The organism is Sphaerisporangium aureirubrum, from assembly GCF_042658925.1.
GTDB lineage: Bacteria > Actinomycetota > Actinomycetes > Streptosporangiales > Streptosporangiaceae > Sphaerisporangium > Sphaerisporangium aureirubrum.
This window is the reverse complement of the sequence record NZ_JBHSRF010000011.1, coordinates 28116-50436: the sequence shown is the minus strand read 5'-3', so window position 1 is coordinate 50436 and position 22321 is coordinate 28116. Positions and strand designations below refer to the sequence as shown.

26 protein-coding genes and 1 tRNA gene are annotated in these 22321 nt (G+C 67.0%); 9 read left to right on the top strand and 18 right to left on the bottom strand.

Features of this window, described 5'->3' with window-relative positions; genetic code table 11:
* Positions 1-57 precede the first annotated feature (57 nt).
* Genes ACFP1K_RS10985 through ACFP1K_RS10975 form a run of 3 tightly spaced genes read left to right on the top strand, consistent with a single transcriptional unit; the run spans position 58 to position 2846 of the window.
* Positions 58-1029, top strand: a complete 972-nt coding sequence (locus ACFP1K_RS10985; RefSeq protein ID WP_380750110.1) for a LysR family transcriptional regulator — start codon at positions 58-60, stop codon at positions 1027-1029.
* Positions 1014-2015, top strand: a complete 1002-nt coding sequence (locus ACFP1K_RS10980) for a chorismate-binding protein (RefSeq protein WP_380750107.1) — start codon at positions 1014-1016, stop codon at positions 2013-2015. Before ACFP1K_RS10985 ends, ACFP1K_RS10980 begins: the two co-directional genes overlap by 16 nt.
* Positions 2016-2846 (top strand): aminotransferase class IV, encoded by an 831-nt coding sequence (locus ACFP1K_RS10975; protein ID WP_380750104.1) that lies wholly within the window; start codon positions 2016-2018, stop codon positions 2844-2846.
* Here ACFP1K_RS10975 and ACFP1K_RS10970 read toward each other — a convergent pair whose 3' ends face one another.
* A complete protein-coding gene (locus tag ACFP1K_RS10970; RefSeq protein WP_380750401.1) occupies positions 2847-4241 on the bottom strand; it encodes an LVIVD repeat-containing protein in 1395 nt (464 codons plus the stop codon). It lies immediately after the preceding gene.
* Positions 4242-4352: 111 nt separating this feature from the next.
* Between ACFP1K_RS10970 and ACFP1K_RS10965 the strand changes: the two genes are divergently transcribed.
* Positions 4353-4964: a DUF305 domain-containing protein gene (locus ACFP1K_RS10965; RefSeq protein WP_380750101.1), complete on the top strand. Its 612-nt coding sequence runs from the start codon at positions 4353-4355 to the stop codon at positions 4962-4964.
* 6 nt (positions 4965-4970) lie between these two features.
* On the opposite strand, the gene ACFP1K_RS10960 is transcribed toward ACFP1K_RS10965, so the two are convergent.
* A complete protein-coding gene (locus tag ACFP1K_RS10960) occupies positions 4971-5384 on the bottom strand; it encodes an SsgA family sporulation/cell division regulator (protein ID WP_347627298.1) in 414 nt (137 codons plus the stop codon).
* 512 nt (positions 5385-5896) lie between these two features.
* Here ACFP1K_RS10960 and ACFP1K_RS10955 point away from each other — a divergent pair.
* Positions 5897-5968, top strand: a tRNA-Val gene (locus ACFP1K_RS10955).
* Between the two features lie 69 nt (positions 5969-6037).
* Here the strand turns inward: ACFP1K_RS10955 and ACFP1K_RS10950 are convergent.
* From ACFP1K_RS10950 to ACFP1K_RS10885, 14 genes are all read right to left on the bottom strand, one after another.
* Complete coding sequence (locus ACFP1K_RS10950; RefSeq protein ID WP_380750098.1) at positions 6038-7204, bottom strand: site-specific integrase; 1167 nt, start codon at positions 7202-7204, stop codon at positions 6038-6040.
* Complete coding sequence (locus ACFP1K_RS10945) at positions 7204-7425, bottom strand: helix-turn-helix domain-containing protein (protein ID WP_380750095.1); 222 nt, start codon at positions 7423-7425, stop codon at positions 7204-7206. Before ACFP1K_RS10945 ends, ACFP1K_RS10950 begins: the two co-directional genes overlap by 1 nt.
* A complete protein-coding gene (locus tag ACFP1K_RS10940) occupies positions 7422-8567 on the bottom strand; it encodes an AAA family ATPase (RefSeq protein ID WP_380750091.1) in 1146 nt (381 codons plus the stop codon). Before ACFP1K_RS10940 ends, ACFP1K_RS10945 begins: the two co-directional genes overlap by 4 nt.
* On the bottom strand, positions 8564-9454 hold the full coding sequence (locus ACFP1K_RS10935; protein ID WP_380750088.1) for a bifunctional DNA primase/polymerase: 891 nt from the start codon (positions 9452-9454) through the stop codon (positions 8564-8566). Before ACFP1K_RS10935 ends, ACFP1K_RS10940 begins: the two co-directional genes overlap by 4 nt.
* The gene (locus ACFP1K_RS10930) at positions 9451-9789 is read right to left on the bottom strand and encodes a hypothetical protein (RefSeq protein WP_380750085.1); all 339 of its coding nucleotides are present in this window, start codon (positions 9787-9789) and stop codon (positions 9451-9453) included. The genes ACFP1K_RS10935 and ACFP1K_RS10930 overlap by 4 nt, the downstream gene beginning before the upstream one ends.
* Complete coding sequence (locus ACFP1K_RS10925; protein ID WP_380750080.1) at positions 9789-10091, bottom strand: hypothetical protein; 303 nt, start codon at positions 10089-10091, stop codon at positions 9789-9791. Before ACFP1K_RS10925 ends, ACFP1K_RS10930 begins: the two co-directional genes overlap by 1 nt.
* A gap of 185 nt (positions 10092-10276) precedes the next feature.
* Positions 10277-12463: a hypothetical protein gene (locus tag ACFP1K_RS10920; protein WP_380750077.1), complete on the bottom strand. Its 2187-nt coding sequence runs from the start codon at positions 12461-12463 to the stop codon at positions 10277-10279.
* A gap of 139 nt (positions 12464-12602) precedes the next feature.
* Positions 12603-12776: a hypothetical protein gene (locus ACFP1K_RS10915; RefSeq protein ID WP_380750074.1), complete on the bottom strand. Its 174-nt coding sequence runs from the start codon at positions 12774-12776 to the stop codon at positions 12603-12605.
* Between the two features lie 15 nt (positions 12777-12791).
* Complete coding sequence (locus ACFP1K_RS10910; RefSeq protein ID WP_380750071.1) at positions 12792-13754, bottom strand: hypothetical protein; 963 nt, start codon at positions 13752-13754, stop codon at positions 12792-12794.
* On the bottom strand, positions 13751-14155 hold the full coding sequence (locus tag ACFP1K_RS10905) for an RRQRL motif-containing zinc-binding protein (protein ID WP_380750068.1): 405 nt from the start codon (positions 14153-14155) through the stop codon (positions 13751-13753). Before ACFP1K_RS10905 ends, ACFP1K_RS10910 begins: the two co-directional genes overlap by 4 nt.
* Positions 14156-14177: 22 nt before the next feature.
* A complete protein-coding gene (locus ACFP1K_RS10900) occupies positions 14178-14348 on the bottom strand; it encodes a hypothetical protein (protein ID WP_380750065.1) in 171 nt (56 codons plus the stop codon).
* Positions 14348-14719: a WhiB family transcriptional regulator gene (locus tag ACFP1K_RS10895; RefSeq protein WP_380750062.1), complete on the bottom strand. Its 372-nt coding sequence runs from the start codon at positions 14717-14719 to the stop codon at positions 14348-14350. The genes ACFP1K_RS10900 and ACFP1K_RS10895 overlap by 1 nt, the downstream gene beginning before the upstream one ends.
* A gap of 88 nt (positions 14720-14807) precedes the next feature.
* On the bottom strand, positions 14808-14963 hold the full coding sequence (locus ACFP1K_RS10890; RefSeq protein WP_380750059.1) for a hypothetical protein: 156 nt from the start codon (positions 14961-14963) through the stop codon (positions 14808-14810).
* 120 nt (positions 14964-15083) lie between these two features.
* Positions 15084-15530, bottom strand: a complete 447-nt coding sequence (locus ACFP1K_RS10885) for a RapZ C-terminal domain-containing protein (protein WP_380750056.1) — start codon at positions 15528-15530, stop codon at positions 15084-15086.
* 332 nt (positions 15531-15862) lie between these two features.
* Between ACFP1K_RS10885 and ACFP1K_RS10880 the strand changes: the two genes are divergently transcribed.
* Entirely contained in the window at positions 15863-16627 is a 765-nt protein-coding gene (locus ACFP1K_RS10880) for a GntR family transcriptional regulator (protein ID WP_380750053.1), read from the top strand.
* A gap of 33 nt (positions 16628-16660) precedes the next feature.
* Positions 16661-17752 carry an alanine racemase gene (locus ACFP1K_RS10875; protein WP_380750050.1) on the top strand — a complete coding sequence of 364 codons (1092 nt, stop codon included), beginning with the start codon at positions 16661-16663 and terminating at the stop codon, positions 17750-17752.
* Between the two features lie 130 nt (positions 17753-17882).
* On the opposite strand, the gene ACFP1K_RS10870 is transcribed toward ACFP1K_RS10875, so the two are convergent.
* A complete protein-coding gene (locus ACFP1K_RS10870; RefSeq protein WP_380750048.1) occupies positions 17883-18620 on the bottom strand; it encodes a hypothetical protein in 738 nt (245 codons plus the stop codon).
* 758 nt (positions 18621-19378) lie between these two features.
* Here ACFP1K_RS10870 and ACFP1K_RS10865 point away from each other — a divergent pair.
* Both ACFP1K_RS10865 and ACFP1K_RS10860 read left to right on the top strand, forming a co-directional pair.
* Positions 19379-19837: a hypothetical protein gene (locus ACFP1K_RS10865; protein ID WP_380750045.1), complete on the top strand. Its 459-nt coding sequence runs from the start codon at positions 19379-19381 to the stop codon at positions 19835-19837.
* A gap of 2 nt (positions 19838-19839) precedes the next feature.
* A complete protein-coding gene (locus tag ACFP1K_RS10860) occupies positions 19840-20508 on the top strand; it encodes a vWA domain-containing protein (protein WP_380750042.1) in 669 nt (222 codons plus the stop codon).
* 418 nt (positions 20509-20926) lie between these two features.
* Here ACFP1K_RS10860 and ACFP1K_RS10855 read toward each other — a convergent pair whose 3' ends face one another.
* Entirely contained in the window at positions 20927-22291 is a 1365-nt protein-coding gene (locus tag ACFP1K_RS10855) for a lectin (RefSeq protein WP_380750039.1), read from the bottom strand.
* Positions 22292-22321 lie beyond the last annotated feature (30 nt).

The window sequence follows — 22321 nt, the reverse complement described above, 5'->3', positions numbered from 1 at the left end:
CCATGTCACCACCGACTAGATTGCATACGAGTCATGCGCCACGGGAATGGATGAGCGATGTTCGACCTGGACGCCCTGCGCCTGCTCGACGTGGTGGCCCGCACGGGGTCCTTCACCGCGGCGGCGGCCGAGCTGAACTACACCCAGTCCGCGGTGTCGCGCCGCATCGCCGCCCTGGAGCGCGCGGCGGGCGGCCCGCTGTTCGAGCGGCTGGCCCGCGGGGTGCGGCTCACCCCGGCGGGGACCGTGCTGCACCGGCACGCCCGGGAGGCGCTGGAGCGGCTCGACCTGGCCTCGGGGGAGCTGGCCGCGATCCACGGCGGGACGGGCGGCCGGCTGCGGGTCGGGGCGTTCGCGTCGGCCAACGCGGTGCTGGTGCCCGAGGCGCTGCGCGCGTTCAGGCGTGAGTGGCCGCGGGTGGAGATCTCGCTGGTGGAGGGCCTCAGCGGCGCGCTGATGACGCGCCTCGGGGACGGCGCGCTCGACATCGCGGTGGTCAGCGACTACCCGCTGGGGCTGCTCCCGGAGGGCGAGGCCCGGCTGACCCCCCTGCTCACCGACGAGCTGCTGCTGGCCCTGCCTCCCGGCCACCCGCTGGCGGGGAAGCCCGAGATCGGGTTCGCCGACCTGCGGGAGGAGAACTGGATCAACGGCGCGCCGCCCGATCGCCCCACGGTGCTCGCCGAGTACTGCGCCAGGGCCGGTTTCACCCCCAAGGTGGGCATCCGCATCCACGAGTGGACCGGCAAGCTCGGCTACGTCGCCGCGGGCCTCGGGATCACCCTGGTGCCCTCCATCGCGGCCAGGGCCGTCCGGCGCGACGTGGTGCTGCGGTCCCTGAGCGGGCAGGCCCCCCGCCGTCAGGTCCAGGCGGCGCTGCCCCGCACGGCCCCGCTGCCCGCCGCGCTGGCCCTCCTCGACCTCCTGCGGGAAACCGCACGGAGCGCGGGAAGCGGGCACGAGCTGGGACAGGAGAGAATGGATAGGTGTATTTCGCCCACATCAACGGCTGGTTGGCCACGCGCCTGAGGGATGTGACCACCGACCTCGGGGCGCTGGACGGCGAAGGCTGGTGGGCCGTCGTGGTGACCTACGAGGGCAAGGTCACCTGCGCCCGGTTCGACGACGTACGTCCCGCGCCCCTGCCCGCCCCCACGGGCCGCTGGCCGTCCGCCCTCACCTGGACCTCCTCCCTGGACCGCTCCGGCTACGAGGACGGCGTCCGGCGCATCCGCGAGCTGATCGGCGAGGGGGAGGTCTACCAGGCCAACCTGTGCCGCGTGCTGACCGCCGCCCTGCCCGGGGACGCCGACCCGCTCGTGCTGGCCCACCGGCTGGCCCGCGGCAACCCCGCGCCGCGCGCCGCCGTCGTCGAGCTGCCCGGCCTGTCCGTCGTGTCCGCCTCCCCGGAGCTCTACCTGTCGCGCCGGGGCGGCGTCGTGGAGTCCCGCCCGATCAAGGGCACCGGGGTGACCGCCGCCGACCTGCTGGAGAAGGACTACGCCGAGAACGTCATGATCGTCGACCTGGTGCGCAACGACCTGGGCCGGATCGCCGATGTGGGATCCGTCACGGTTCCGGAGCTGTGCGTGGTCGAGGAGCACCCGGGACTGGTGCACCTCGTCTCCACCGTCCGGGCCAGGCTCGCGGCGGGTACGGGCTGGGCGGAGCTGTTCTCGGCGACGTTCCCGCCGGGGTCGATCACCGGCGCGCCGAAGTCCTCGGCGGTTCGAATCATCAATGAGCTCGAACCAGAGCCAAGAGGGCCGTACTGTGGGGCAGTGGGCTGGGTCGACGCCGGCAAACGCGAAGGCGCGCTGGCCGTCGGCATCCGCACCTTCTGGATCGAGCGCGACCTCATCCGTTTCGGCACCGGCGCAGGCATCACCTGGGGCTCGGACCCGGGGCGCGAGTGGCGCGAGACCGAGCTGAAGGCCTCCCGGCTCATCGCGCTCGCGTCCGGCGGGGCCGACACGCGGGCCCGGCCGAGCCCGGAAGAATTGGAGAACCACTAGATGAACGTTCCGGTGTGGGTCAACGGCGAGTTGATCGACCCCGCGCAGGCCGCCGTTTCGGTCTTCGACCACGGCCTGATGGTCGGCGACGGCGTCTTCGAGACGATCAAGTGCGTCAACGGCGAGTCGTTCGCCCTGACCCGCCATCTGGACAGGCTCATGCTCTCCGCGGAGCGCCTCGGCCTGCCCGCGCCCGACGTCGCGTCCATCGCCGACGGCATCCGCGCCTGCCTGGCCGCCGCGCCCGCCTGGCCGCTCGGCCGGATCCGCGTCACCTACACCAGCGGCAGCGGCCCGCTCGGCTCCGACCGCGGCAACCAGGGCACCACGTCCGTCGTGATCGTGGGCGCGCAGGCGCCGTTCCCGGACAGCGCCGCGGTCACCGTGGTGCCGTGGCCGCGCAACGAGCGCGGCGCCCTGGCCGGGGTGAAGAGCACCTCCTACGGCGACAACGCCAAGGCGCTCGCCTACGCCAAGGAGCGCGGCGGCCAGGAGGCGATCTTCGAGAACCTCGTGGGCCACCTGTGCGAGGGCACCGGCAGCAACATCTTCATCGTCAAGGACGGCCACCTGGTCACACCCACGCTGGCCTCCGGCTGCCTGGCGGGCGTCACTCGCGCGCTGGTGCTGGAGTGGCACGGCGGCGACGAGGCCGACGTGCCCATGTCGGCGCTGTACGAGGCGGACGAGGCGTTCCTCACCTCCACCACCCGCGACGTCCAGCCGATCAGGCTGGTGGACGACACCGTGCTGCCCGCCGCGCCCGGTCCCGTCACCGCGAAGGCGATGCGGGTGTTCGCCGAGCGCGGCGCGGCCGACCTCGACCCCTGATCACTCGGGGTAGGACACCTGGGTCTGGGCGTTGAACTCGTCCAGTTTGACCTGCTTGGCCGGGTTGGTCAGCGGGTCGTCCACGGAGATGACGTCCAGGCCCTTGGTGATGTCGCTGGAGTACACGTACCCGTTGTAGTAGTACGCCGACCAGGAGCCGCCGAGCCGGGGCTCGGTGCCGGAGAGCGGGCCGCGGTCGACGTAGGCGATCTCCTTGGGCTTGGCGGGGTCGGTGTAGTCGATGACCGAGACACCGCCCTGGTACCACGCCTGCACCATGATCGTCTTGCCGGGGACGGGCAGCAGCGAGCCGTTGTGCGCGACGCAGTTCTCCGCCCCGGTCTGGGTTCTCGGGATCTTGTAGTACGCCCCGGTGCGGCGCAGCGCGCGGCCGTCCACGATCTCGTAGATCGCGTCGGCGCCCCTGTCGGCGCCCGCCTTGAGGTCGCAGGTGGGGGCGATGCCGCCGCCGAGCTCGTCGCTGAAGATCACCTTGCTGGCGTCGTTGGTGAACGTCGCCGAGTGCCAGATCGAGAAGTTCTCCGCGTCGGTGACCTGCTGGAGCACCTTCGGCTTGGTCCGGTCGGAGATGTCCATCAGGATGCCGTTGCCCAGGCACGCCCCGGCGGCCAGGTCCTTCTCCGGGTAGACCGTGATGTCGTGGCAGCCGCTGGTGGCGCCGGGCCCGGTCTCGTCGGCGCCGTCCTCGAACAGCACGGGCTGGGCGATGATCCTCGCCTTGGCCGGGTCGTTCACCGGCACCTCGACGATGGCGATCGAGTCGTGCGGCGGCTTGCACTTGGCGGTGTCGGGGGCCGGGCCGAACGACGACACGTACAGGTAGACCGTGGCCGCGTCCTTGCCGGGGACCAGCGTGTGGGTGTGCGAGCCGCACTGGGTCTCCACGGACTTCAGGTACCGGGGCTTGGCGGGGTCGGAGACGTCGAAGATCCGGATGCCCTCCCAGCCGCTGACGGCGTCGCCGCGGTCGCTCTCGCAGGTCTCGTCGCTGCGCGGCTCGTCCACCGACAGGAACACCAGGTTCCCGGAGACCGAGATGTCGTTCTGGCCGCCGGGGCAGACCACCCGGGTGACCACCTTGGGGTGCGCCGGGTCGCTGATGTCGTGGATGGTGAAGCCCTCGTAGTTGCCGACGTAGGCGTGGTCGCCGCGGAACGCCAGGTCGGTGCCCCAGGCCTGGTCGCCGTCGAACGGCGCGGACAGCGGGACGTTGGCCACCAGCCGCGCGTTGGGGCTGTGCTGCACCCCGTCGCCGGACGACGACGCCCCTGGCGTCTTCGGCACCACCGAGTCCGCCGGGCCCGGGGGCGGCGTGTCCGGGGCGCACGCGCCGAGGAGTATCGCCGCCGTCGCGATCATCGCGATGGCCCCCATACGCCGCACGCCCACAACGCCCCCTGCCTGTCCGCTCTGGATATGGAAATCTGCCCCAGTATGGAAGCTATGTCGTTGCGGCGGGGCACGAGAGGGCTTTTGGTAACGGTTGTGCTGGCATCCGGCCTCACCGGCTGCACCGGCGCCGCCGCCCCACAGCCTGGGGCCGCGCCCGTCGCGGGGACCGGCGCGCCGGTGATCGTCCCGGGCGCCCCGGGAGACCGGGGCCGCGTCGCCACGCCGGGCGAGCGGGTGGGGGAGCCGGAGTCGGGCGCGTCCGCGGGCGACGTGCTGTTCACCGAGCGGATGATCCCGCACCACCGGCAGGCGCTGGAGATGGCCGGGCTCGCCCCGGACCGGACCACGACCGCGGCGGTGCTCGGCCTGTGCCGGCGCATCACGGCAGGCCAGGGACCGGAGATCGAGGTGATGTCGCGCTGGCTGCTGGCCCAGGGGCAGGAGGTCCCGGCGGGGCACGGGCACGAGCCCGACCCGGCGTACGGGATGGCGAGCCTCGCGGAGATGAACCGCCTGCGGGCGGCGCGCGGGACGGAGTTCGACGCGCTGCTGCTGCACCTGATGATCAGGCATCACGAGGGCGCGCTGCGGATGGCGGGGGAGGAGATCGCCCAGGGGGGCGACCAGCTCCTGCTCAAGATGGCCGGTGACATCGCCTCCGGGCAGCGCGCGGAGATCGTCAGGATGCGGAGACTGCTGAACTGACCTGGCTCAGGAGCTCCAGAGCATGTTCGACAGCTCTTCGTCCAGGTCCATGAAGTCGGCCTCGCGACCGGCCGACACCAGCTCGTAGGTGCGGTGCAGGAACTCGGTGAGCGGTGGCAGCGGCACCTCGAACAGCGCCTGCCCGAAGGGCGAGGTCAGGCTGATGTTCAGCGTGCGCTCGCCGTCGGCCCGCGCCGGCCACACCTGCACGTCCCCGTCGCCCACCCGCCGGACGATGCCGACGGTCAGGAGTTCACGCGCGAAGATCCACTCGACCGGCTCGTCGTTCCCCACGTGGAAGGCCATCCTGATGGCGTACGGGTCGTCGGCCGTATAGCTGAGCCCGGCGAGGAGGGGGACGGTGGTACGGTCGGGGACCACAAGTCGAAGGCCCAGCTCGGCAGAGACGGTGGCGTTCATCGTCAGCCAAACCTTTCATGGTGGGTCCCCTTGGCGGGGCTTGGATGGTGGTGCTCTGAAGGACTTCGCCCGGAGCTGTGTCTGCGAAACGAAGAGACCTGCAGGAAAGATTCCGCTCCTGGGCCCTTCTGTAACGCATCTCACAGCGCGACATTTCTGCTTCTACCTGGTCAAACATCGCTTAGAGGTGCGTGTTTGCAAGTGTTTTGCGCGTCGATCCGGCCGTCCTACGGGGCATCTACGGGTGACTGTGGGTAAAGATCATAAGTGGTGCGATTCGGATGAGTATGGGGCATGACGATGCTATGACAACACCCCCCTGCCGTGCCGCACTCCGGCGAACCTTTCCCTCGTGTCGCCCACGTTCCGGCCCCCCGCAACTCCCCACCGCCCATGAGTCCCCCTGCCGCTCGCATCCCCGAGATCACTTTCCTCCACCGCTTCGCCACCGCCCCCCGAAGTGAGGTATGGTTTTCCCCGTCGGCGGATCCACCCGCGACCCCGACGATCAAGGGCGATTAGCTCAGCGGGAGAGCGCTTCGTTCACACCGAAGAGGTCACTGGTTCGATCCCAGTATCGCCCACACAGCCCACAGGCCGCCTCCGTTTCACGGAAGCGGCCTTCTTGATCTTCTGAGTGACCAACTGAGTGACTAAGCCTCTCCCTGCCTCATCGGGAAGATGACGTCCATGGCCTCCGCTCCCTCCAGCAGCACCGGCCGTATCTGCTTGCGGTAGACCTTCTCCGTGACCGCCGTTCCCTGGTGTCCGACCAACCGGGAGATGTTCTCCAGAGGCACCCCGCTGTCCGACAGCAGCGAGACGAAGCTGTGCCGCATCTCCCGTGGCGTCCAGTCCTGAGCCGTCAGGCCGGCGTCCCGCACGATGGCCCGGAACGACCGCCGGACGTTCCCGGCGGCGAGCGCTGTCCCGAACCGAGTGCAGAACACCAGATCCATGTCCCGCCACTTTGTCCCCGCCGTCCGCCGGATGGCATTCTGACGCTCCCTATGGACCTGTAGAGCGTCCACACAGCGCTTCGGCATGGCAAGGGTGCGCCGAGACCTCTGCGTCTTCGTGTCCTCATGAGCGCGCACCGAACGCCAGACCATGATGGACGGCGGAACAGGCGGTTCGGCGTCGGGCCTGCCCTCCAGATCCACATGTGACCAGGTGAGCGCGCGAAGTTCCTCTGTCCGAGCGCCGATGAGCAGAGAGAGCACGACGTAGGCGTGCAAGGGCTTCCCCGTCGCTGCGTTCAGCACCGCTTCTGCCTGGTTGAGTGTGAGGGACTTGGACGGCCGGCCAGGCTTGCCTCGTGGCACCTCGCAGAGCAGCACCACATTCCGCTTCACCTTGTCCCTAGCCTGAGCACGGCTCACCGCACGCTTGAGGATCGAACGGATGTCCAGCAGGGTCCGCGTGCTGAGCGTCTCGGCCTTGTTCGCCAGCCAACGGTCCACGTCGTCCGCAGTGAGTTCCCGAAGCTTCCGCGCACCGAGCGCCGGGATCACATGAGTGTTCGCCAGGATCGTGCGATTCTCGACGGTGGCGACGTCCCGGCCGGTCAACCCGAACTCCAACCAGTTCCGTACGGCGTCGGCAACCGTGTAGTTCCCCGTGGCCACGGTCAGGCCGTCGTCGTGGTCCCGATGAATCTCCTTCAGCTTGTCCTTCGCTTCGGTCTTGGTCTTCCCGCTCGCTCTGCGGACGATCCGCTTACCCTCCGGCGTATAGCCGACCGTCACGGACGCTATCCAGCGGTTCCGTCGTTCGTCCCAGTGCAATCCGCCGTCGCCCCGGCTCCGTCGTTTGGTCATCAGGCGGCCTCCTGCGCTTCCTTCTCCAGTAGGGCGATGTAGTCGCGGATCGCTCCGGCGGTGATCAGGCGGGAACGGCCCTGCTTGACCGAGCGCAGGCGGCCGGCACGGAACTGTTCGTAGATGACGGTCCGGCTCATGCTCAGCAGCCGCATGGCGTCGGTCACCCGGTAGAGCTGGTTGTCGTCGAGCCGGATCATGTCCGGCGCTAAGGCGGTCATGGGAGGGGGTTCTCCTTGTCGGCGGGGACGGCGGGGACACCCCATAACGAGGGCTGTCCCTGAAGGTCGGCGGCGTTCGCGCTGTTGGACGTCGAGTCGGGGACGGCGGGGACGGCGGGGACGCTTCCGGGGGTGGCGACCGTGGGAAGCCGGTAGCGTCCGGCGGGGTCGGCGCAGAGCTGCCCGTCAGCGGTCATGCGCTGGCAGGTTTTCTTGACGTTGTCGTAGGCCAGGCTGATCGCTTCGGCGATGACCTTCGGCGTGGTGTTGGGATGCTGGCGGACGTGCCGGAGGATGGCCGCGCGGGTGGCCGACAGGGTGTGATCCTCGGGCGGGCCGTCGAGTAGGCGCCAGATGCCGGCGGTGGGTTCGAACGCCATGGCGTACTCGGCTTCCTCGACGTCGCGTCCGGTGACGTGAAGCACGCCGTCAGCGGTTCCCCTCGCGCGCTTGAGTACCAACGTGGCGTCGGCGGCGCCGGCGAGTCCATTGGTGCCGGAGACCTCGGCTAGGAAGTCGTCTGAGGCCATCTTGCGGACGTGGTGAACCAGTACGACGGCCACCCCGAACGTGTCGGCAAGACCCTTGGCTCTGCTCATGGCGGCGTAGTCGGCGTCGTAGGCGGACAGTCCGGGCGGGGTAAGGCCGCGCACCTTGGCGAAGACGTCGATGACCACCATGCGGGCGCCGGGGTTGCGCTCCAGCCAGCGCGAGATGGCTTCCTCCCCGCCCTGCGGGAGGGTCGGGCAGTGGGTGGCCAGCGTCAAATCACGCGGCGCGGGTGCGCTATTCAAGATCTTGCGCATGCGGGACTGGAGACGACGGGGAGTGTCCTCCAACGCGAGGTAGAGCACCGGTCCCGGCTCTACCTCGATGGCCTCCAGAGCCTTGCCACCGGCGGCGACGGCGATGGCCGTACTCAGCGACAACCACGATTTACCGACCTTCGGCGGTCCGGCCAGCAGGTTGAGCCCTTCGGCGATGACCCCGGGTACCGCCCACTTGGTCTCGGGGAAGGTCATGGCCATCAGTTCGTCGGCGGACCACGAGGTGCGGAACGGCACGTCCGGACGGTCGCGGGGCGGGTGGACCGCGTCGCCGGAGACCAGACGCAGGTGAGCGGGACGCTCGGGGCCGTTCACGCGGCGACCCTTCGGGGCCTTCGTGCGCCGGCGCGAAGTCCGGACGCGATGGTGCGCTGTGCCTCGCCCCAGGGCTGGCCGACGTTGTGAGCGGCGTCGGTGAGCCATGCGGTGACGTGGGACTCGGACAGCTCACCACCGGCCACGAGCTGTCCCAGCGCGACCGACGCGCGGTAGAGCGCGACGTTGTGCGCCTTCGGCGGTGAGCCGGTCACCCGCTCCAGTTCGCTGACCACGGCGGCGCGGACGTAGCCGCCGCGCCGGTCGGTGGCCACCGGAACAGCTACCGGCCGTTGCGGCGGAAGCGGTGCCGGACGCAACCGGTCGACCAGCCACCCGGGTAACGGCGCCGGCGGAGCGGGGTGGATCACGTCGTAGGTACCGGCGCCGTCCGGCAGGTCGACGAAACTCCCGGGGCCGACGACGTACCCACCGGCCGCGCGAGTGTCGATCAGCCAGCCCAGCTTCCCCACGGTGTTGCCGAGCCCGGTGCCGTCCGGCGCGGCGTAGTACAGATGCATCCCTCCCCGCCGGGTACGGACCTGGAAGGTCTCCAGCGTCACGAAGGGTTGGTTGGCCTGCTCGCAGACCAGCGCGAGCACGTCAGCGCCGTCGCTGACTCCGGGCAGGTCCCATTCCGGCGGCGGCTTCTCGTCGGGCTTGGGGGTGTCCAGGTCGAGTACGACCAGCCGGGACGGTCCGCACGCGATCCCGACGCCGTAGGGCTGGCGTGCCCACCAGCGTCGGATGGTGTCGGGGTCGGTTGTGGCACGGCCTTCCCAGTTGGTGAACCCGGGGCGTGGTCGCTTGTCCCCGGGGGTGAGCGGGAAGACGTGCCAGCCGCGTGCGGCGGCGGCCAGGGCGTAGCGGGTGAGATTGGCCATCATGCGGCACGTCCTTCTGTCTCGGCGAGCAGAGCGGTAGTGATCGCGATTTCCTGGCAGACCTTGTGCGTGGGGCGGCCGTCGTCAGCGCGGAAGTGGGCGGTCTTGCCGCAGTGCCGGCAGGGGTCCGGGCGTGGTCCGGTGTAGGTCAGGCAGTTGGCGCAGTCTTTGGGGTGGCGGGGGTGTGAGCCCGGACGGGTCGTGACGCGCACGTCGCAGCACAGGACACAGCCGACGCGGTGGTGAAGACAGGGCCGCTTGGACCAGTCGAGCTGGATACGCCCCTCATAGAGCCGGTACCGCTTGCCCTGGTAGGTCAGGATCGGTTCGCTGTCCATCAGGTGCCGTTTCGGTGGCGTCGGGCGTAGTTGATGGCGCGGCGGCCGATGCGCAGGCGCAGACCGGTGCCCTCGCAGCGGCGGCAGTACCGGGCCTTGCGGCGGATGCCGCCGGGACGGGGACGGATCTTTCCCTCTCCCTCGCAGCGACGGCAGGGGCCGAACGGGGCCACCGCGCACCGCAGGAGGTAGACCGTCAGCCACAGGACAGCGGCGAGGGCCGACCAGACCAGTACGGCGGCCAGGGAAATGGGCAGGACGGTCGCGGGGTGGGAGGTCGCGGTCGCGGCCAGGAGGGTCATGGCAGAGCTCCAGAGCGGGTCATCGGGCGTGGTGAGCCGAGCCCGCTACCCGCGACCTGCGGATATCCGGGCTGGTCAGATGAGGTTTGGCCGGTCGCGGGACGGGTCGCGGCGGCGCGACCGGTCGCGGGTGGGCCGCGACCCCGGACGGCACCTGTCGGGGGTGCCGTCCGGGCGCGGTGCCTCTATCCGGTGGGGGATTCCCGGCGGGAGAGGGCGGCGGCGACGGCGGCCTTCTTGGCGCCCTTGAGCGTCTTGCCGTCGCGTTTGATGTCCACGCTCGGCACCCCCAGCGCGCGGACTTGCGCGGAGATGGCTTCGGGGGTTACGTCGGCGTAGTGCTCGGGGATGCGCTCGGCGAGGCGAACCGCGGTGAGGGTCCAGGGCAGGCCGGTTTCCCCGGATTGGAAGACGGTGAGCACGTCGGCGAGCACGTCACGTACTTCGCGGATGGTGGTCTGTCCGGCGGCGTGCCCGGACAGGGTGCCGGTGCGCTGGCGTAGGGTGCGGGCGGCGGTGAGGATCTTCTCGGCGTCTTCGGCGTCGGCCAGGTGGTACCGCACGGTGGGCGTCTCGTCGGACGCGCCGCGCAAGATGCCCACGCCCTTGTACCCGGGCAGCAGCGCGGAGGAGTCGAACCCTTCGGAGTAGGCCCCGGACCCCAGCACCATGTCGGAGACCTGGTAGGAGCCTGTACGCAGCGCGATGCGGGTCTGATGGTTGTCGCGGAAGCTGGTGAACGCGGTGGCGATGTCGCCGGTGCCGACCCCGCCGGGCTTCTGCGTGGCGTCCAGCACGATCACGCCGGCGGCGGGGGCGACCTTGACCAGGTACACCATCAGCCCGGCGATCTCTTTGTTCAGTTCCTTGTCGCCGGTGTCGAAGTACTCTTGGCACTCGTCGATGACCACCAGCCGCACCGGCATCCCGTACCTCGGGTCACGCGCGATCTCCCGCGTGAGTTTGCCCTCCGGGCACACCTCCACCGGCAGTTCGCTCAACTTCTGGTACCGGTCCTGCACGTCGGCTTTGAGGTCGCGCAACGTCTGAAGGAAGATTTCCAGGGGGTCACCGTCGCGGGTCATGGTGAACCCGAATGAGCACGAGTGCGCCACCAGGCCGAATTTGCGCCAGTCGGGTGAGCCCTTGCCGTCGAACACGTCGAGCTGCACGTACGGGTCCAGCGCCGCGTACAGGGCCAGCAGGCGCGCGGTGAAGCTCTTGCCTTGGCGTGGCTGGGCGCCGACCAGGATGGAGGTCCACAGCATCAGCAGCGACACCGGGCGGCCACGCTCGTCCATCCCGAGCGGGGCGGGCTGCCAGATGTCGGTTTGCTTGCAGGCCAGCAGCGGTGTGCGGCCGGCGGGGATGGCGAGGGGGTCAGCGTCGGCCACCCACAGCCAGTGACTGCGGTTGCTGGCCGCATCGCGGGAGATGGTGACCTGTGACGGCGACACATCGAGCCCGGAGGCGATCTTCTCGCGTGCCTTGACCGCCTCGCCGAACGTGCGCCCGTAGGGCAGGTTGATCAGCACCTTGGAGCCGTTGCCGTCCCGGGCCATCTGGGTGCCGAACTCCACCTGCTGATCGGCCCGGTCGGGGTGGCCGAGCCCGGCGGCGTAGTAGGCGCGAAGCACGATGTCGCTGTTCAGCTTGCGGTACCGGCGCTTGACCACCACCGGTGACACGATCGCGCCACCGGCCGGACGGCCCTGCCGGGCCAGCAGCGACACCAGCACGACGCCCACCACCAGCCATCCCCACACCGGAAGCACAGCGACACCGAGCCACACGGCGATGGCCAGCGCGACAAGCTGAGCGGCCAGGGCCGCACCGCGCCACCGGCGGGTGGTCCGGCCCTCACGGCTCAGCTTGAGCCACATGGTCGGGTCGTTGTCGGTGGCGGCCTGCTGAAGCAGGGCGTACTGCTCACTGACTGCCCACCAGCGCAGACGACGGCCCACCAGTCGCATCAGCCCGACCAGCGACCACCAGACGGCCTTGAGCAGATACCACGGCGAACGAAGCGCATGAAAACCCGCCACATACCCGACCTCACCCATGGTCGTGGTGAGAGTGTGGCTCAGATTGCCGCGCCGCAGACCGGCCGGCACGATCGGCCGCCGTAGAGCGACGACTGTGCCGACGGCGTCCGGCGTGTCCACCGATACCGCCTCTGTGGACGGCTCTTCGTCGAGCACGACCTCATAGGCGGTGTCACTCGATGTGGCCCGATCTGTGTCGGTGTCGGGCAGGGACGGGGTGTGGCGGCGGTCGCGGATGGCGTCCAGGTCCACCACGTCCGCCCGGTGCCCGTCGGCCTGGTCGGGCGGGTCTGCGGGGGTGTTGGGGTCGAACGGTTCTTGGGTCATGATGTGGGCACCTCGTGTCCTATGCAGGGGGCGGGGTGGCAGGGCGCGGCCTGGTCTTGGCGGATTGGGGCCGCGCCCTGCATGTGGATCGGGAGTGATGCGCGGTCGGACCGTGAACCGGTCCCGGCGCGATGGGGCATCAAGACACCTCGTGGGGGAAGTCGGCCTGGTGGCCGCAGCAGTGCCGGCGGTGCATCGACATGCGGTAGTGGATCTCCGCGCGGACGCGCCGGGCGGTGAAGACCATGCGCAGGAAGGTCAGCACCGGGACGGCCAGGCAGATCAAGCTGATGATGAGGGCACAGGTGAACATGGCGGTTCCTCGGGTCTAGGCGTGGTCGGCGGACAGGGCGTCACGGACGGCGCGGGCGGTGTTCATGCCGCACCGCAGAGCACGGCGGATCTTGTCGGCCCCGGGGTCGGCAGGCAGCTCGCCGGCGGCGATGAGCCGACGTGCCCGCGCGGTCAACGCGGTGAGGTCGGGGCCGTCGCCATGCTCGTCGGGGTACCGGATCATGGCGTTTGTGCTGTACGGCGGGCCGGTAGGGGGGATACCGGACCCCGTGTGGTCAAGGCGGGTGAACGCGGCCAAGATGATCGGAAGCGCGGTGACGACGGCTACCGCGACGACCGGTCCCAGCAGATGCAGCACCAGCCGGGAGAAGCTGAAGGACTCGGCGACGCCAGGCAGGTAGGGCCAGGCGTTCATGCCGAGCGTCAGCCCCAGGAACAACCACTCGATGCGCACCAACGTCCGGCTCCTGAGCGGGGCGCCATGTGACCCCAGATAGGCGCGGGCACCGACCACGACCAGCAGCGCCATGGACATGAATGGCTCCACCAGCCAGGCGAACAACCAGGCCGGTGTCCCCGGCGCGGCACCATCGGCAGCGAACCGCTGCACACCTGCGGTCGACCACGCCAACGCCAGCGTGAGCGACACCAAAGCGACGACCACCAGCACGCGCCGCATTCGCGCGGCCTGCCAGGCGCGCATGGCCGGGTCCTGCCCCAGCGCGTGCAGTCGGGCGGCCTCCTGGGCGGCTTTGCGGCGACGGCGGACCCGCTTGGTGTCCAGCAGTAGCGGGGCGTCGTCACCTTGGAGATCGGCCAGCAGGTGCGCTTCGGCCACCTCAGCGCGTAACTGCCGTACCCGCCGGGTCATACCGTCGTACTCGACCGGTGCCGGAGCCGAAGCGGGCACCACGCCGGCGAGGTGCTGCTCCAGTTCCGCGAGCCCCCGCGAGATGTCCTCGGGCGTCGGCTCAGGAGTCGGGATCCCGATGCTCATGCGGCTTCCTCCATTCGAGCCGGGGCCGGGCCAAGCGCACAGTCCAGGCACATGCCGTAGCAGCGAGGGATGACGTAACCGGCGTCGGTACCGCACTCCGAACAGCGACGGCGGGCGGCGTTGGCCTTGTCCAGCGCGGCCAGTTGAGCGGCGGTCGGGACGCGCTTGGGCAGGGCGAATCGGACGTCGTACAGGTAGGCGGCACGGGTGCCGGGTGCCCCGTGCCGGCGCGAGCACCAAAGGATCTGTGCCTGAACGCCCTGCCCGCCGGGGCGAAGCCCATGGGTGGCCAACTGGCGCAGCGTGAGCAGGTGCGGCGGGGCCATCCGCCACGGGTAGGTGGGGATGCCGTACCGGTCACCGGTCGGGTCCCAGAAGCGGGCACGGATACGGGTGGCCATCAGAGGTCTCCTTTGCGGCTGGTCAGATGCCGGACTGTGATCGGGCGAGGGTGCGGCAGGCCGGGCAGCGGTGGACGTGCCGGGCGCCGTGGGCGCGGCAGAGCTGTACCTGGCGGGCGGCGGTACCGCAGTTCGGGCATGCGATGCCACTGCGGTGGCGCCGGTTGCAGTTCGCGCACTGGAAGCGGGTCATCAGGCCACCTCGCGCCGAGCGTCCAACCCGATGCCGTTGAGCAGTGCTCCAGCGAGGACTCTGGGCCATTCGATCGTGCCGACGTCGAGTCCGGCCCAAACGCCGGCGTCGGGCCGGATACGCATGGTCCGGCTCAGGCACAGCGATTGAACCGGGCATTCGGCACAGACCTCGGTGGCCACCTGCACCCGCGCGGCGCGCTGGTCGTCGGGCTCATCGGTGTAGGCGTCCGGACCCGTGTGCAACTCCGGGTCGATCCCGCACGCCGCCTCCTCCGCCAGACGCGGGGACATCTCGGTGATGATGGCGCCCGCCAGCAACACGGCGGGGTGAACGGCGGCCGTGTAGGGCCGCGTCGTCCGATGGGACATGATGAGAAGACCTCTCAGTGATGGAGGGGCCGGGGCGGCTTCGGGTCTTGGCGGATACGAGCCGCCCCGGCATCAGATGTTCAGGGGCTCAGCGCAGCTCTCCGCGCCGCTCCAATTCGTCCAGGGCCATGTTGATGCCCTCGTGGCGCAGGTCCGCCGTCCCATTCGTGGACTTAGCGCCACGAATGATCCAGTCCTTGATGTCCTCGGTCTTGTCCAGGCGGAACAGTCCCTCACGGTCCATGTTCTCGATCTCCTTGGAATCCCTACGACGGCTACCGGCGATTCAGCCGGAGTGCCCCGGCGGGGAGTCGGACCCCGCCTTACGACCATCAGGGCTGTGTGCGGTCTGAGATGCTGCGCCTCAGCGCTGAACGACGGGCTTACTCAGGTCGCGGTGATGAAGGTCCACAGCGACCCCCATGCGCATGAGCAGATCGGCCAGCGCCATGGCGAAGGTGGGGGCGCGGTGACGACCGCCGGCGCATCCATCGGCCACGGTCACGGTTCCGGCGTTCGGACCGGCCAGGAACGCCAGCACGGCGGACGCGGTCGCTTGCACCAGGTGCGTGATGCCGGGGGTGCCCAGCACCGTGGCGCGCACCGGCTCATCATGCGCGGTCATGCACCGCAGCTCGGGGGAGACGTGCGGGTCCTTGAAATGGTGACGCAGATCGACGATCAGATGCGCGGGCGGCGGCTCCCCATGCAGGTAACCGAACGACACAATCTCAACGGCGGCGCTGGGCATCGAAGGGCTCCCGGTCCAAGTAGTGGTAAGGGTCTGAATGAAGGTGATCAGTGAACTCATGACCGTCTTCAGGGAAGGTGCCGCTCCCGCAGGGCCGGGCGGTTCATCGCGCGGTGCGCTTACCGTTGAAGCGCGAGTTGGGACTCCGCCGTAGATCGTCCCGTGGGACATGATGAGCACCTTTCCTGCGGGGCGCCGGGATGCGTGACCTGTCTGGCGACTGGCCGTATCCGGCGCCTTCGGTGGTCGTTCGACTTGGCTCGGCGTGGCCGGTATGGTGTCTACTTGAAACGCCAAACGTTTGTCGTAGCTCGATGATGGGGTCCCACGGGCGATCTGTCAAGAAACATCAAACGTTTGATGTTTCGAAGTTTCCATGTTGAGAGGGAGAGATGAGCCACCCGAGCAAGTTGGGCTTCCGTCAGATCGCGTCGCAGATCCGGCAGGAGATCGTGAGCGGCGTCTACCCGCCGGCCACGGTGTTCCCGCCTGAGCCGGTCCTCGCCGAGCGGTACGGCGCATCGCGAAGCCTGGTCAACAGGGCAATGCAGGTACTCGCGGCAGAGGGCATGATCCGCCCCCGCCAAGGAAGGGGAACCATGGTCACCTACATTCCGCCGATGGTGCACTCACCGGCGCGCTATTCCCGCGAGGCCCGCGAGGGTGGGCAGGCCCGCGGAGCGTTCGACGCGGAGATTCGAGCGATCGGCCTCGAACCACAGCACGAGATCACCACCGAGCGGGCCGTTCCGCCGGACGACGTGGCAGACGCTCTCGGACTGCCACGCGGAGAGGAGAACGCTCTCGTTCGTCGCCGGCGCCTGCTCGCCTCCGGCATCCCGGTCCGCTTGAACGCCTCGTGGTTCCCGTTGTCCATCGCGGAGGGAACCGTTCTGGAGGAAGCGGGGCCGGTCATCGTAGGCGGCGTGAAATCAGCGCTCACCGAACTCGGCCACGCTCAGACACACGCGTCAGAGCGCATCATCGTCCGTCTCCCCACGGATACGGAAGCTGACGCACTGGAGATCAGCCCTGAAAGAACCGTCATCGACATCTTCCACGTCGGCAAGACGGCAGAAGGGAACCCGGTAGAGGTGACCACAACGGTCACGCCTGCTCACTACCTGGTCATAGAGAACACGTTCCCGCTCACCTGACAACGGCCAGACACGACCGATCGGAGACCGAGAATGACAGCCGCATTGCCGATTCGCGCACGAGCCTTGGAACTAGCCGACGCAGGTGAGCTGCCGGCGTACGTGTACGACCTTGCCGACCTAGACGCTCACATGGCGTCCGTGCGGGCAGCTCTCGGCGACATCGAGCTGTACTACGCCGTCAAGGCCAACCCCGACCCCAAGCTGTTGCAGGTCATCGCCCCATACGTCGATGGCTTCGAAGTGGCCTCCGGGGGAGAACTCGCACACGTGCGCGAGTTTTTCCCCGATAGCCCGATTGCCCTCGGTGGACCTGGCAAGACTGACGCGGAACTCTTCGCTGACGTGAGAAGACTCCATATCGAGAGTCCCAGCGAAATCCGACGACTGTTCGCGGCGGGTCGATCCGCGGACGTCTTGCTGAGGGTCAACCTGGATATCCCGATCAGCGGAGCATCTCTGGCCATGGGGGGCGGCGCCACGCCGTTCGGCATGGACCCGGCAGGTATCTCCGAGTGCATCAAGATGCTCGCCGATCAAGATGCGGTACGAATGCGCGGTATCCATGCCCACCTGGCGAGCGGTCTGGACGCGCCGGCCATGCTGGAACTGGTCGCCGCGATCCTGGACTACGCCCGTGGGCTTGGCGCCACAGAGATTAACCTAGGTGGCGGTATGGCCGTGTCCTACGACGATCCCGGCGCCCGATTCGACTGGAAGACCTACGGCGAGGGACTAGCTGCTCTCCGGTGGCCGGGCGAAACTCTGCGCATTGAACCGGGTCGGTCCCTGTCGGTCTACTGCGGGCGGTACGTGACTCGGGTCATCGACGTTAAGCGCGTTCATGGCGAATTGTTCGCGGTGGTGGCCGGTGGGACGCACCACATCCGAACACCTGCGACCAAGGGGCACAGTCAGCCCATGGTCATCGAAGACCCGGGCGAGCCCACCACGATTGTCGGGCAGCTCTGTACACCAAAGGACACCATGGCGCGGCATGTGCCGGTGAGCCTGAAAACAGGCGACGTCGTCGAATTCCTCATGGCCGGCGCCTATGCATGGAACATTTCGCACCATGACTTCCTGATGCACCCCAAACCGACATTCCACTACCTTGGGGAGTAAGTCGTTCAGCAGTCTAATGTCGTGCGGTGTTGTCCCTCTCTCTGGATGCGTTCTGAGGTGGATGAAGGGGCCTACGTGCGGGGGCAGCGTACGTAAGACGTTGTCCCCCGCTGTCGCCTCTCCCTTGTTCTCAGGTGTTCTCCCTAGAGAGAAGAAGATTGAGCTTTTCAGGGGTGATTGGTCCGTGTTTTTTCTCGTGAGCATCAAGAACTGAACGGTAGCATTCCATTATCTCCGCCTTGCGGCCATCCCAGATGGCGGCAGACTCAATATCCATGAACTCGCTGACCACCCGCTCGATTTCGGGAACTATAGCATGCAATCGTTCTGTGTGGGTCCTATGCTCTTGGTCTGACGTTGCCGACCACTTGTAATGTACGAATGCATTGCGGAAGTTTAGCGCTTGATCCAGGACCCTCACGCTACCCTCGCGGAGAGCGGGAAGTCCTACCAGCTCCCAAAGAGCAGTGATTTTTGTGGGGATCCGGAGTTCGCGGAGCAGGGGAGTGACCACCTGTTTGGATCGCCCTTGACGCTCCATCGCCAGGGCTAAGAGGCCGTTAACAGAATGCTCGATCCAGGTCGAATATAATGTAATAGCGAGCTGATCATGGCCATGCTCGGCCTCAACTCTGGCTCGCTCTAGTAGGATATCTCGATGATCAATAGATGTATGAAATTCCATGACATCGAGTTCTGAAGTGTCTATTAGTTTATCTATGAGAGTGGCGTACTCATCGACGATCTCCGTGCCTGACTTTCCCGTAGTCGTTATACTTCCATCCTCTATGTAGGATCGAAATACTGCTTCTGCTGCTCCGCGTATGGCATCGCGAAAGTCACGGTTGTGATCGTTTTTTGCATCCATGAACCTAACTTAGGTCAAGGACGGGGAGGGAAGCTACCAAGTTGCTAGGCAACGTCCACCAACGAGGAGGCGAGCCTCGGGCTTCCTTCCGCTCTACCGCCGTTCACCACGCGCCGGCCCTCGTGCTCGAACACCAACGGCTCACTGATGTCCCAGTATGGGTTCGGACTCACAGCGCTTCCATCGGTCATGTAGTGCACGAAGCGCAGGTCGAACGCCGTATCGGCTTGCGCGTCGCCGGTTCCTGACAACCTTGTGGCGATGTCTAGGTACTCGGCCACCTTTGGGAAACTCGGCCTGGAGCCGCTGCTCATCCTTCAATAACTCGGTGAGTTCGTTCCATCGCTGTGTCGTCATGGTCAGCTTGGTCACGCACATGAGCTTCTCGCACTGAACCCGCCCACGCCACGGTTTGCGATGGGTCGGCGTCGAGCGTCCTCGCCATGGTCCCCGATGTCCCTGATGTCACTGAATCGCATCCCACCAGCGGATACACTCTCCCACTTGAGGGACGTCCGGAGGGACACACTTGTCACCGCTGTCCCCAAGTTGGGCTCCGTGCCCGGAAGGGAGCTGCGCACGTCCTTCTGACCCGCGTCGCGGGTAGATTTGCTGGAACACTCGGGGGGTAGGCGCTTCGTAACAGGCTCACTTCACGCTGACCCCAGTGTTTCAGCCGTCCGGCTTGACTACAGAGGATGGTTCGCGCAGGAGGTCGGGGCATGTCCCGCGGAGCAATAAGGTAGAGGAGCCATGGATTGACAGGTCCAGACGCATGGTTACCCATTGCTATTTCAGGTGCAGCTTTGGCCGTCAGCTGCGTGTCGGCGTTTATCAGCTATCTAAGCTATAGGGCCTCTGGTTCTCGCGTAGAAATCCAGTCCCATCGCTGGGGTTATCGGGGAGAAGAACGCTGGCTTCAGATTAAGCTTGCCAATCAAGGTCGCGCCGAGGTGGCTATCGAGGGAGCCTGGGCAAATTGGCTAGGTAGTAGCGTGTCTAATCTTCCTTACCAATTGAAAGGCGGAGCATCTCACTCATTGATCTTTCGAGGGGTGTTACCGCCGGCGCAGTATGCAAGAGGCCCGTTAGTAATCCAGGTTGGATTAGGTAATGGGCGGACCATTCTCAAGAGAATTAATTTCAAGGACAATGATCTGATGCCCATAAAACAAGCGAACGTCATAACCGGTGAATTCGAGGTCGAGGAGGTATAGAGTTGTCGGCGGCCATCGCAATCCCGATATACATTGTCTGCGATGTATCTGCATCAATGGCGACCCTGATCTCTGAACTTAACAGCGGCAATCAAGAGATACTCGATGCGATCCACCAAGATCCATTGCTTGTGGAATCGATATATGTAGCACTAGTGAGCTTTGCCGATGAGGCCCGATTAGAGGCCCCATTGCAGTCGGCTCGGGACGTATCTGAGTTTCCGGTACTAACTTCTCGTCGCGGCACCTCCTATGGGGCTGCCCTTCGGTTGCTGCAAGAGCTTGTCGCACGAGATATCCCCAACCTCAAGCGCAGTAAATCGCGTGTCTATCGGCCACTCGTCTTCTTTTTCACCGATGGCGAACCTCTGGACGACAGTCATTTAGTACAAAAGGCGCTTGAGAAGTTGAGAAATTCTCCCTATCGCCCCTCAATCGTAGCGGTAGGGATGGGAGAGGTAAGTCCTGAATCAATCGAGATGATTGCCTCAAGGTCAGCCTTTTTGATAAGGTCTGATGTTACGCCACGCGAAGGGGTGCGAGGGTTCTATCAGCTTATAACGGCAACACTAAACAGCTTTCTTGATAGCATCGACAGCAAAGGGTCGTCCCCTTTCAGGGCTGCCGTGCCGGCCAGTCTTACACCGGTGGATCTAGATAGCTGGTTGTAGAAGTGATCGACGCCACTGGCGCCACATAGTTTCCTGAGTGACCAACTGCGTGACAACCGCGCCACACGATCACGAACGTCGCCGGACGTCCACAAGCGGCCGGGCAGCAGGCTAGAAGCGATCCCCAGAGCGCAAACCATGGTTCGATTTGTTTCACACCGAAGAGGTCACTGGTTCGATCCCAGTATCGCCCACACAGCCCACAGGCCGCCTCCGTTTCACGGAAGCGGCCTTTTTGATCTTCTGAGTGACCGGATGAGTAGCCCGGCCTTCTCCGGCGCCGGCGAGAAGATCGTGTCCGTGACCTTCGTTCCGCCGGGCGGAGCCGCGCGCCCCTCACCCGGGGTGGAGCCGGTGGAGGGGCGCGCGGTGCTTCTCGGTATCCCTGATCAACAGGGGCGGGTGCTGTCACGCGGTGTCAGACGCGGGTCCATCTCTGGTTGGTGCCGCCGTGGCAGGTCCAGATGTGGACCTTGGTGCCGTTGGCGGTGCCGGAGCCCGATACGTCCAGGCACTTGTTCGCGCCGATGGCGGTGATGCTGCCGTCGGAGTTGAGGCGCCATTTCTGGTTGTTCTGGCCGTTGCAGTCCCAGATGAGCACCGCGGTGCCGTCCGCGGTGCCGGCGCCGTTGACGTCCAGGCACTTGCCGCCGTAGACCCGCAGCTCGCCGGAGCTGGTGGTGGTCCACTGCTGGTTGGCCTGGCCGTTGCAGTCCCAGATCTGTGCCAGAGCGCCGTTCGCCTGGGACGCGCCGTTGACGTCCAGGCAGCGGTTCGAGGCCGCACTCCGCAGCGTGCTCGTCGCCGGCGGGTTACCCGTGGGGGTGATCGTCGGGGTCGGGGTCGGCGTCGGGGTGGTGCCTCCGAACTGGGTGAAGAAGTTCCACACCACTGGCCTGGTCCAGGAGTTCTCGCCGGGTTCGAAGTCGCCGGACCTCCCGTCCACGGGACCGGGGGTGTGACCCGCGTCGAACGCCGCCCACGCGACCGGATACCCGGCCCGGCATCCCGAGTAGTAGGTGACGACGTGCGTCAGGCTGCCCTGCGCCGGCTCCGGTGGGTTCTGGGCGGCGCAGCCGTTGTTCCTGACGAACCTGTCACGCAGCGACCGGCCCGCGGAGATGTTGAGCACCGGGTCCCTGAGGCCGTGAAGCCCGATGTACGCGATCGGCTCGGTGCCGCCACTGCACCCGCTGAGCTGCCCGCCGGAGTAGACCGCCACGGCGCGGAAGACCGTCGGCCGCGCACACGCGAGCGCGTAGCTCATGCCGCCGCCGTAGCTGAAGCCCAGGGAGAAGCGCTGGGCGGTGTCGACGCAGAGGTCCGCCTCGATCCGCCGCATCATGTCGTCGACGAAGGTGAGGTCCTCGCCGCCGGAGTTGGCCCAGCCGTTGCCGAGGCCCTGGGGCGCGACGAAGATCGCGGTGTTGTTCGACAGTGCCCTGAGCCCGTAGTAGGACCAGGGGTACCCGCTGGTTCCGCCCGAGTCGACGTCGTTGGCGGTGCCGCCGTTCCAGTGGAATCCGAAGATCAACCGGTATGGAGTGGCGTTGTTGTAGTTGTCGGGGATCCGGAGGATGAAGCTGCGGTTCTTGCCGTTACTCGTGATCGACTGCGAACCGCTTCTCAGCGTCGGGGCCTTGCCGCACCCCGCGGTTGGCGCGAGGGCGCTCTCTTTGCCCATCGGCCTGGTCGCGCTTTGACCCAGCGCCGTGTGCGCCGTGGCCAGGACGAGCAGTGCCGTGGTCGCGAGAGCCGTGAGGAGGGACCTGTGCCTTGACATCACGCGAAATCCTTTGTTCTACCCAGGACG

Excerpts from the sequence above, each read along its gene's own strand:
- ACFP1K_RS10920 (WP_380750077.1), bottom strand. The coding sequence starts at position 12,463 with ATGACCCAAGAACCGTTCGACCCCAACACCCCCGCAGACCCGCCCGAC.
- ACFP1K_RS10960 (WP_347627298.1), bottom strand. The coding sequence starts at position 5,384 with ATGAACGCCACCGTCTCTGCCGAGCTGGGCCTTCGACTTGTGGTCCCC.
- ACFP1K_RS10950 (WP_380750098.1), bottom strand. The coding sequence starts at position 7,204 with ATGACCAAACGACGGAGCCGGGGCGACGGCGGATTGCACTGGGACGAA.
- ACFP1K_RS10855 (WP_380750039.1), bottom strand. The coding sequence starts at position 22,291 with ATGTCAAGGCACAGGTCCCTCCTCACGGCTCTCGCGACCACGGCACTG.
- ACFP1K_RS10970 (WP_380750401.1), bottom strand. The coding sequence starts at position 4,241 with ATGGGGGCCATCGCGATGATCGCGACGGCGGCGATACTCCTCGGCGCG.
- ACFP1K_RS10975 (WP_380750104.1), top strand. The coding sequence starts at position 2,016 with ATGAACGTTCCGGTGTGGGTCAACGGCGAGTTGATCGACCCCGCGCAG.
- ACFP1K_RS10880 (WP_380750053.1), top strand. The coding sequence starts at position 15,863 with ATGAGCCACCCGAGCAAGTTGGGCTTCCGTCAGATCGCGTCGCAGATC.
- ACFP1K_RS10985 (WP_380750110.1), top strand. The coding sequence starts at position 58 with ATGTTCGACCTGGACGCCCTGCGCCTGCTCGACGTGGTGGCCCGCACG.
- ACFP1K_RS10935 (WP_380750088.1), bottom strand. The coding sequence starts at position 9,454 with ATGATGGCCAATCTCACCCGCTACGCCCTGGCCGCCGCCGCACGCGGC.
- ACFP1K_RS10925 (WP_380750080.1), bottom strand. The coding sequence starts at position 10,091 with ATGACCCTCCTGGCCGCGACCGCGACCTCCCACCCCGCGACCGTCCTG.
- ACFP1K_RS10885 (WP_380750056.1), bottom strand. The coding sequence starts at position 15,530 with ATGAGTTCACTGATCACCTTCATTCAGACCCTTACCACTACTTGGACC.
- ACFP1K_RS10905 (WP_380750068.1), bottom strand. The coding sequence starts at position 14,155 with ATGGCCACCCGTATCCGTGCCCGCTTCTGGGACCCGACCGGTGACCGG.
- ACFP1K_RS10900 (WP_380750065.1), bottom strand. The coding sequence starts at position 14,348 with ATGACCCGCTTCCAGTGCGCGAACTGCAACCGGCGCCACCGCAGTGGC.
- ACFP1K_RS10875 (WP_380750050.1), top strand. The coding sequence starts at position 16,661 with ATGACAGCCGCATTGCCGATTCGCGCACGAGCCTTGGAACTAGCCGAC.
- ACFP1K_RS10945 (WP_380750095.1), bottom strand. The coding sequence starts at position 7,425 with ATGACCGCCTTAGCGCCGGACATGATCCGGCTCGACGACAACCAGCTC.
- ACFP1K_RS10915 (WP_380750074.1), bottom strand. The coding sequence starts at position 12,776 with ATGTTCACCTGTGCCCTCATCATCAGCTTGATCTGCCTGGCCGTCCCG.
- ACFP1K_RS10890 (WP_380750059.1), bottom strand. The coding sequence starts at position 14,963 with ATGGACCGTGAGGGACTGTTCCGCCTGGACAAGACCGAGGACATCAAG.
- ACFP1K_RS10870 (WP_380750048.1), bottom strand. The coding sequence starts at position 18,620 with ATGGATGCAAAAAACGATCACAACCGTGACTTTCGCGATGCCATACGC.
- ACFP1K_RS10910 (WP_380750071.1), bottom strand. The coding sequence starts at position 13,754 with ATGAGCATCGGGATCCCGACTCCTGAGCCGACGCCCGAGGACATCTCG.
- ACFP1K_RS10895 (WP_380750062.1), bottom strand. The coding sequence starts at position 14,719 with ATGTCCCATCGGACGACGCGGCCCTACACGGCCGCCGTTCACCCCGCC.
- ACFP1K_RS10930 (WP_380750085.1), bottom strand. The coding sequence starts at position 9,789 with ATGGACAGCGAACCGATCCTGACCTACCAGGGCAAGCGGTACCGGCTC.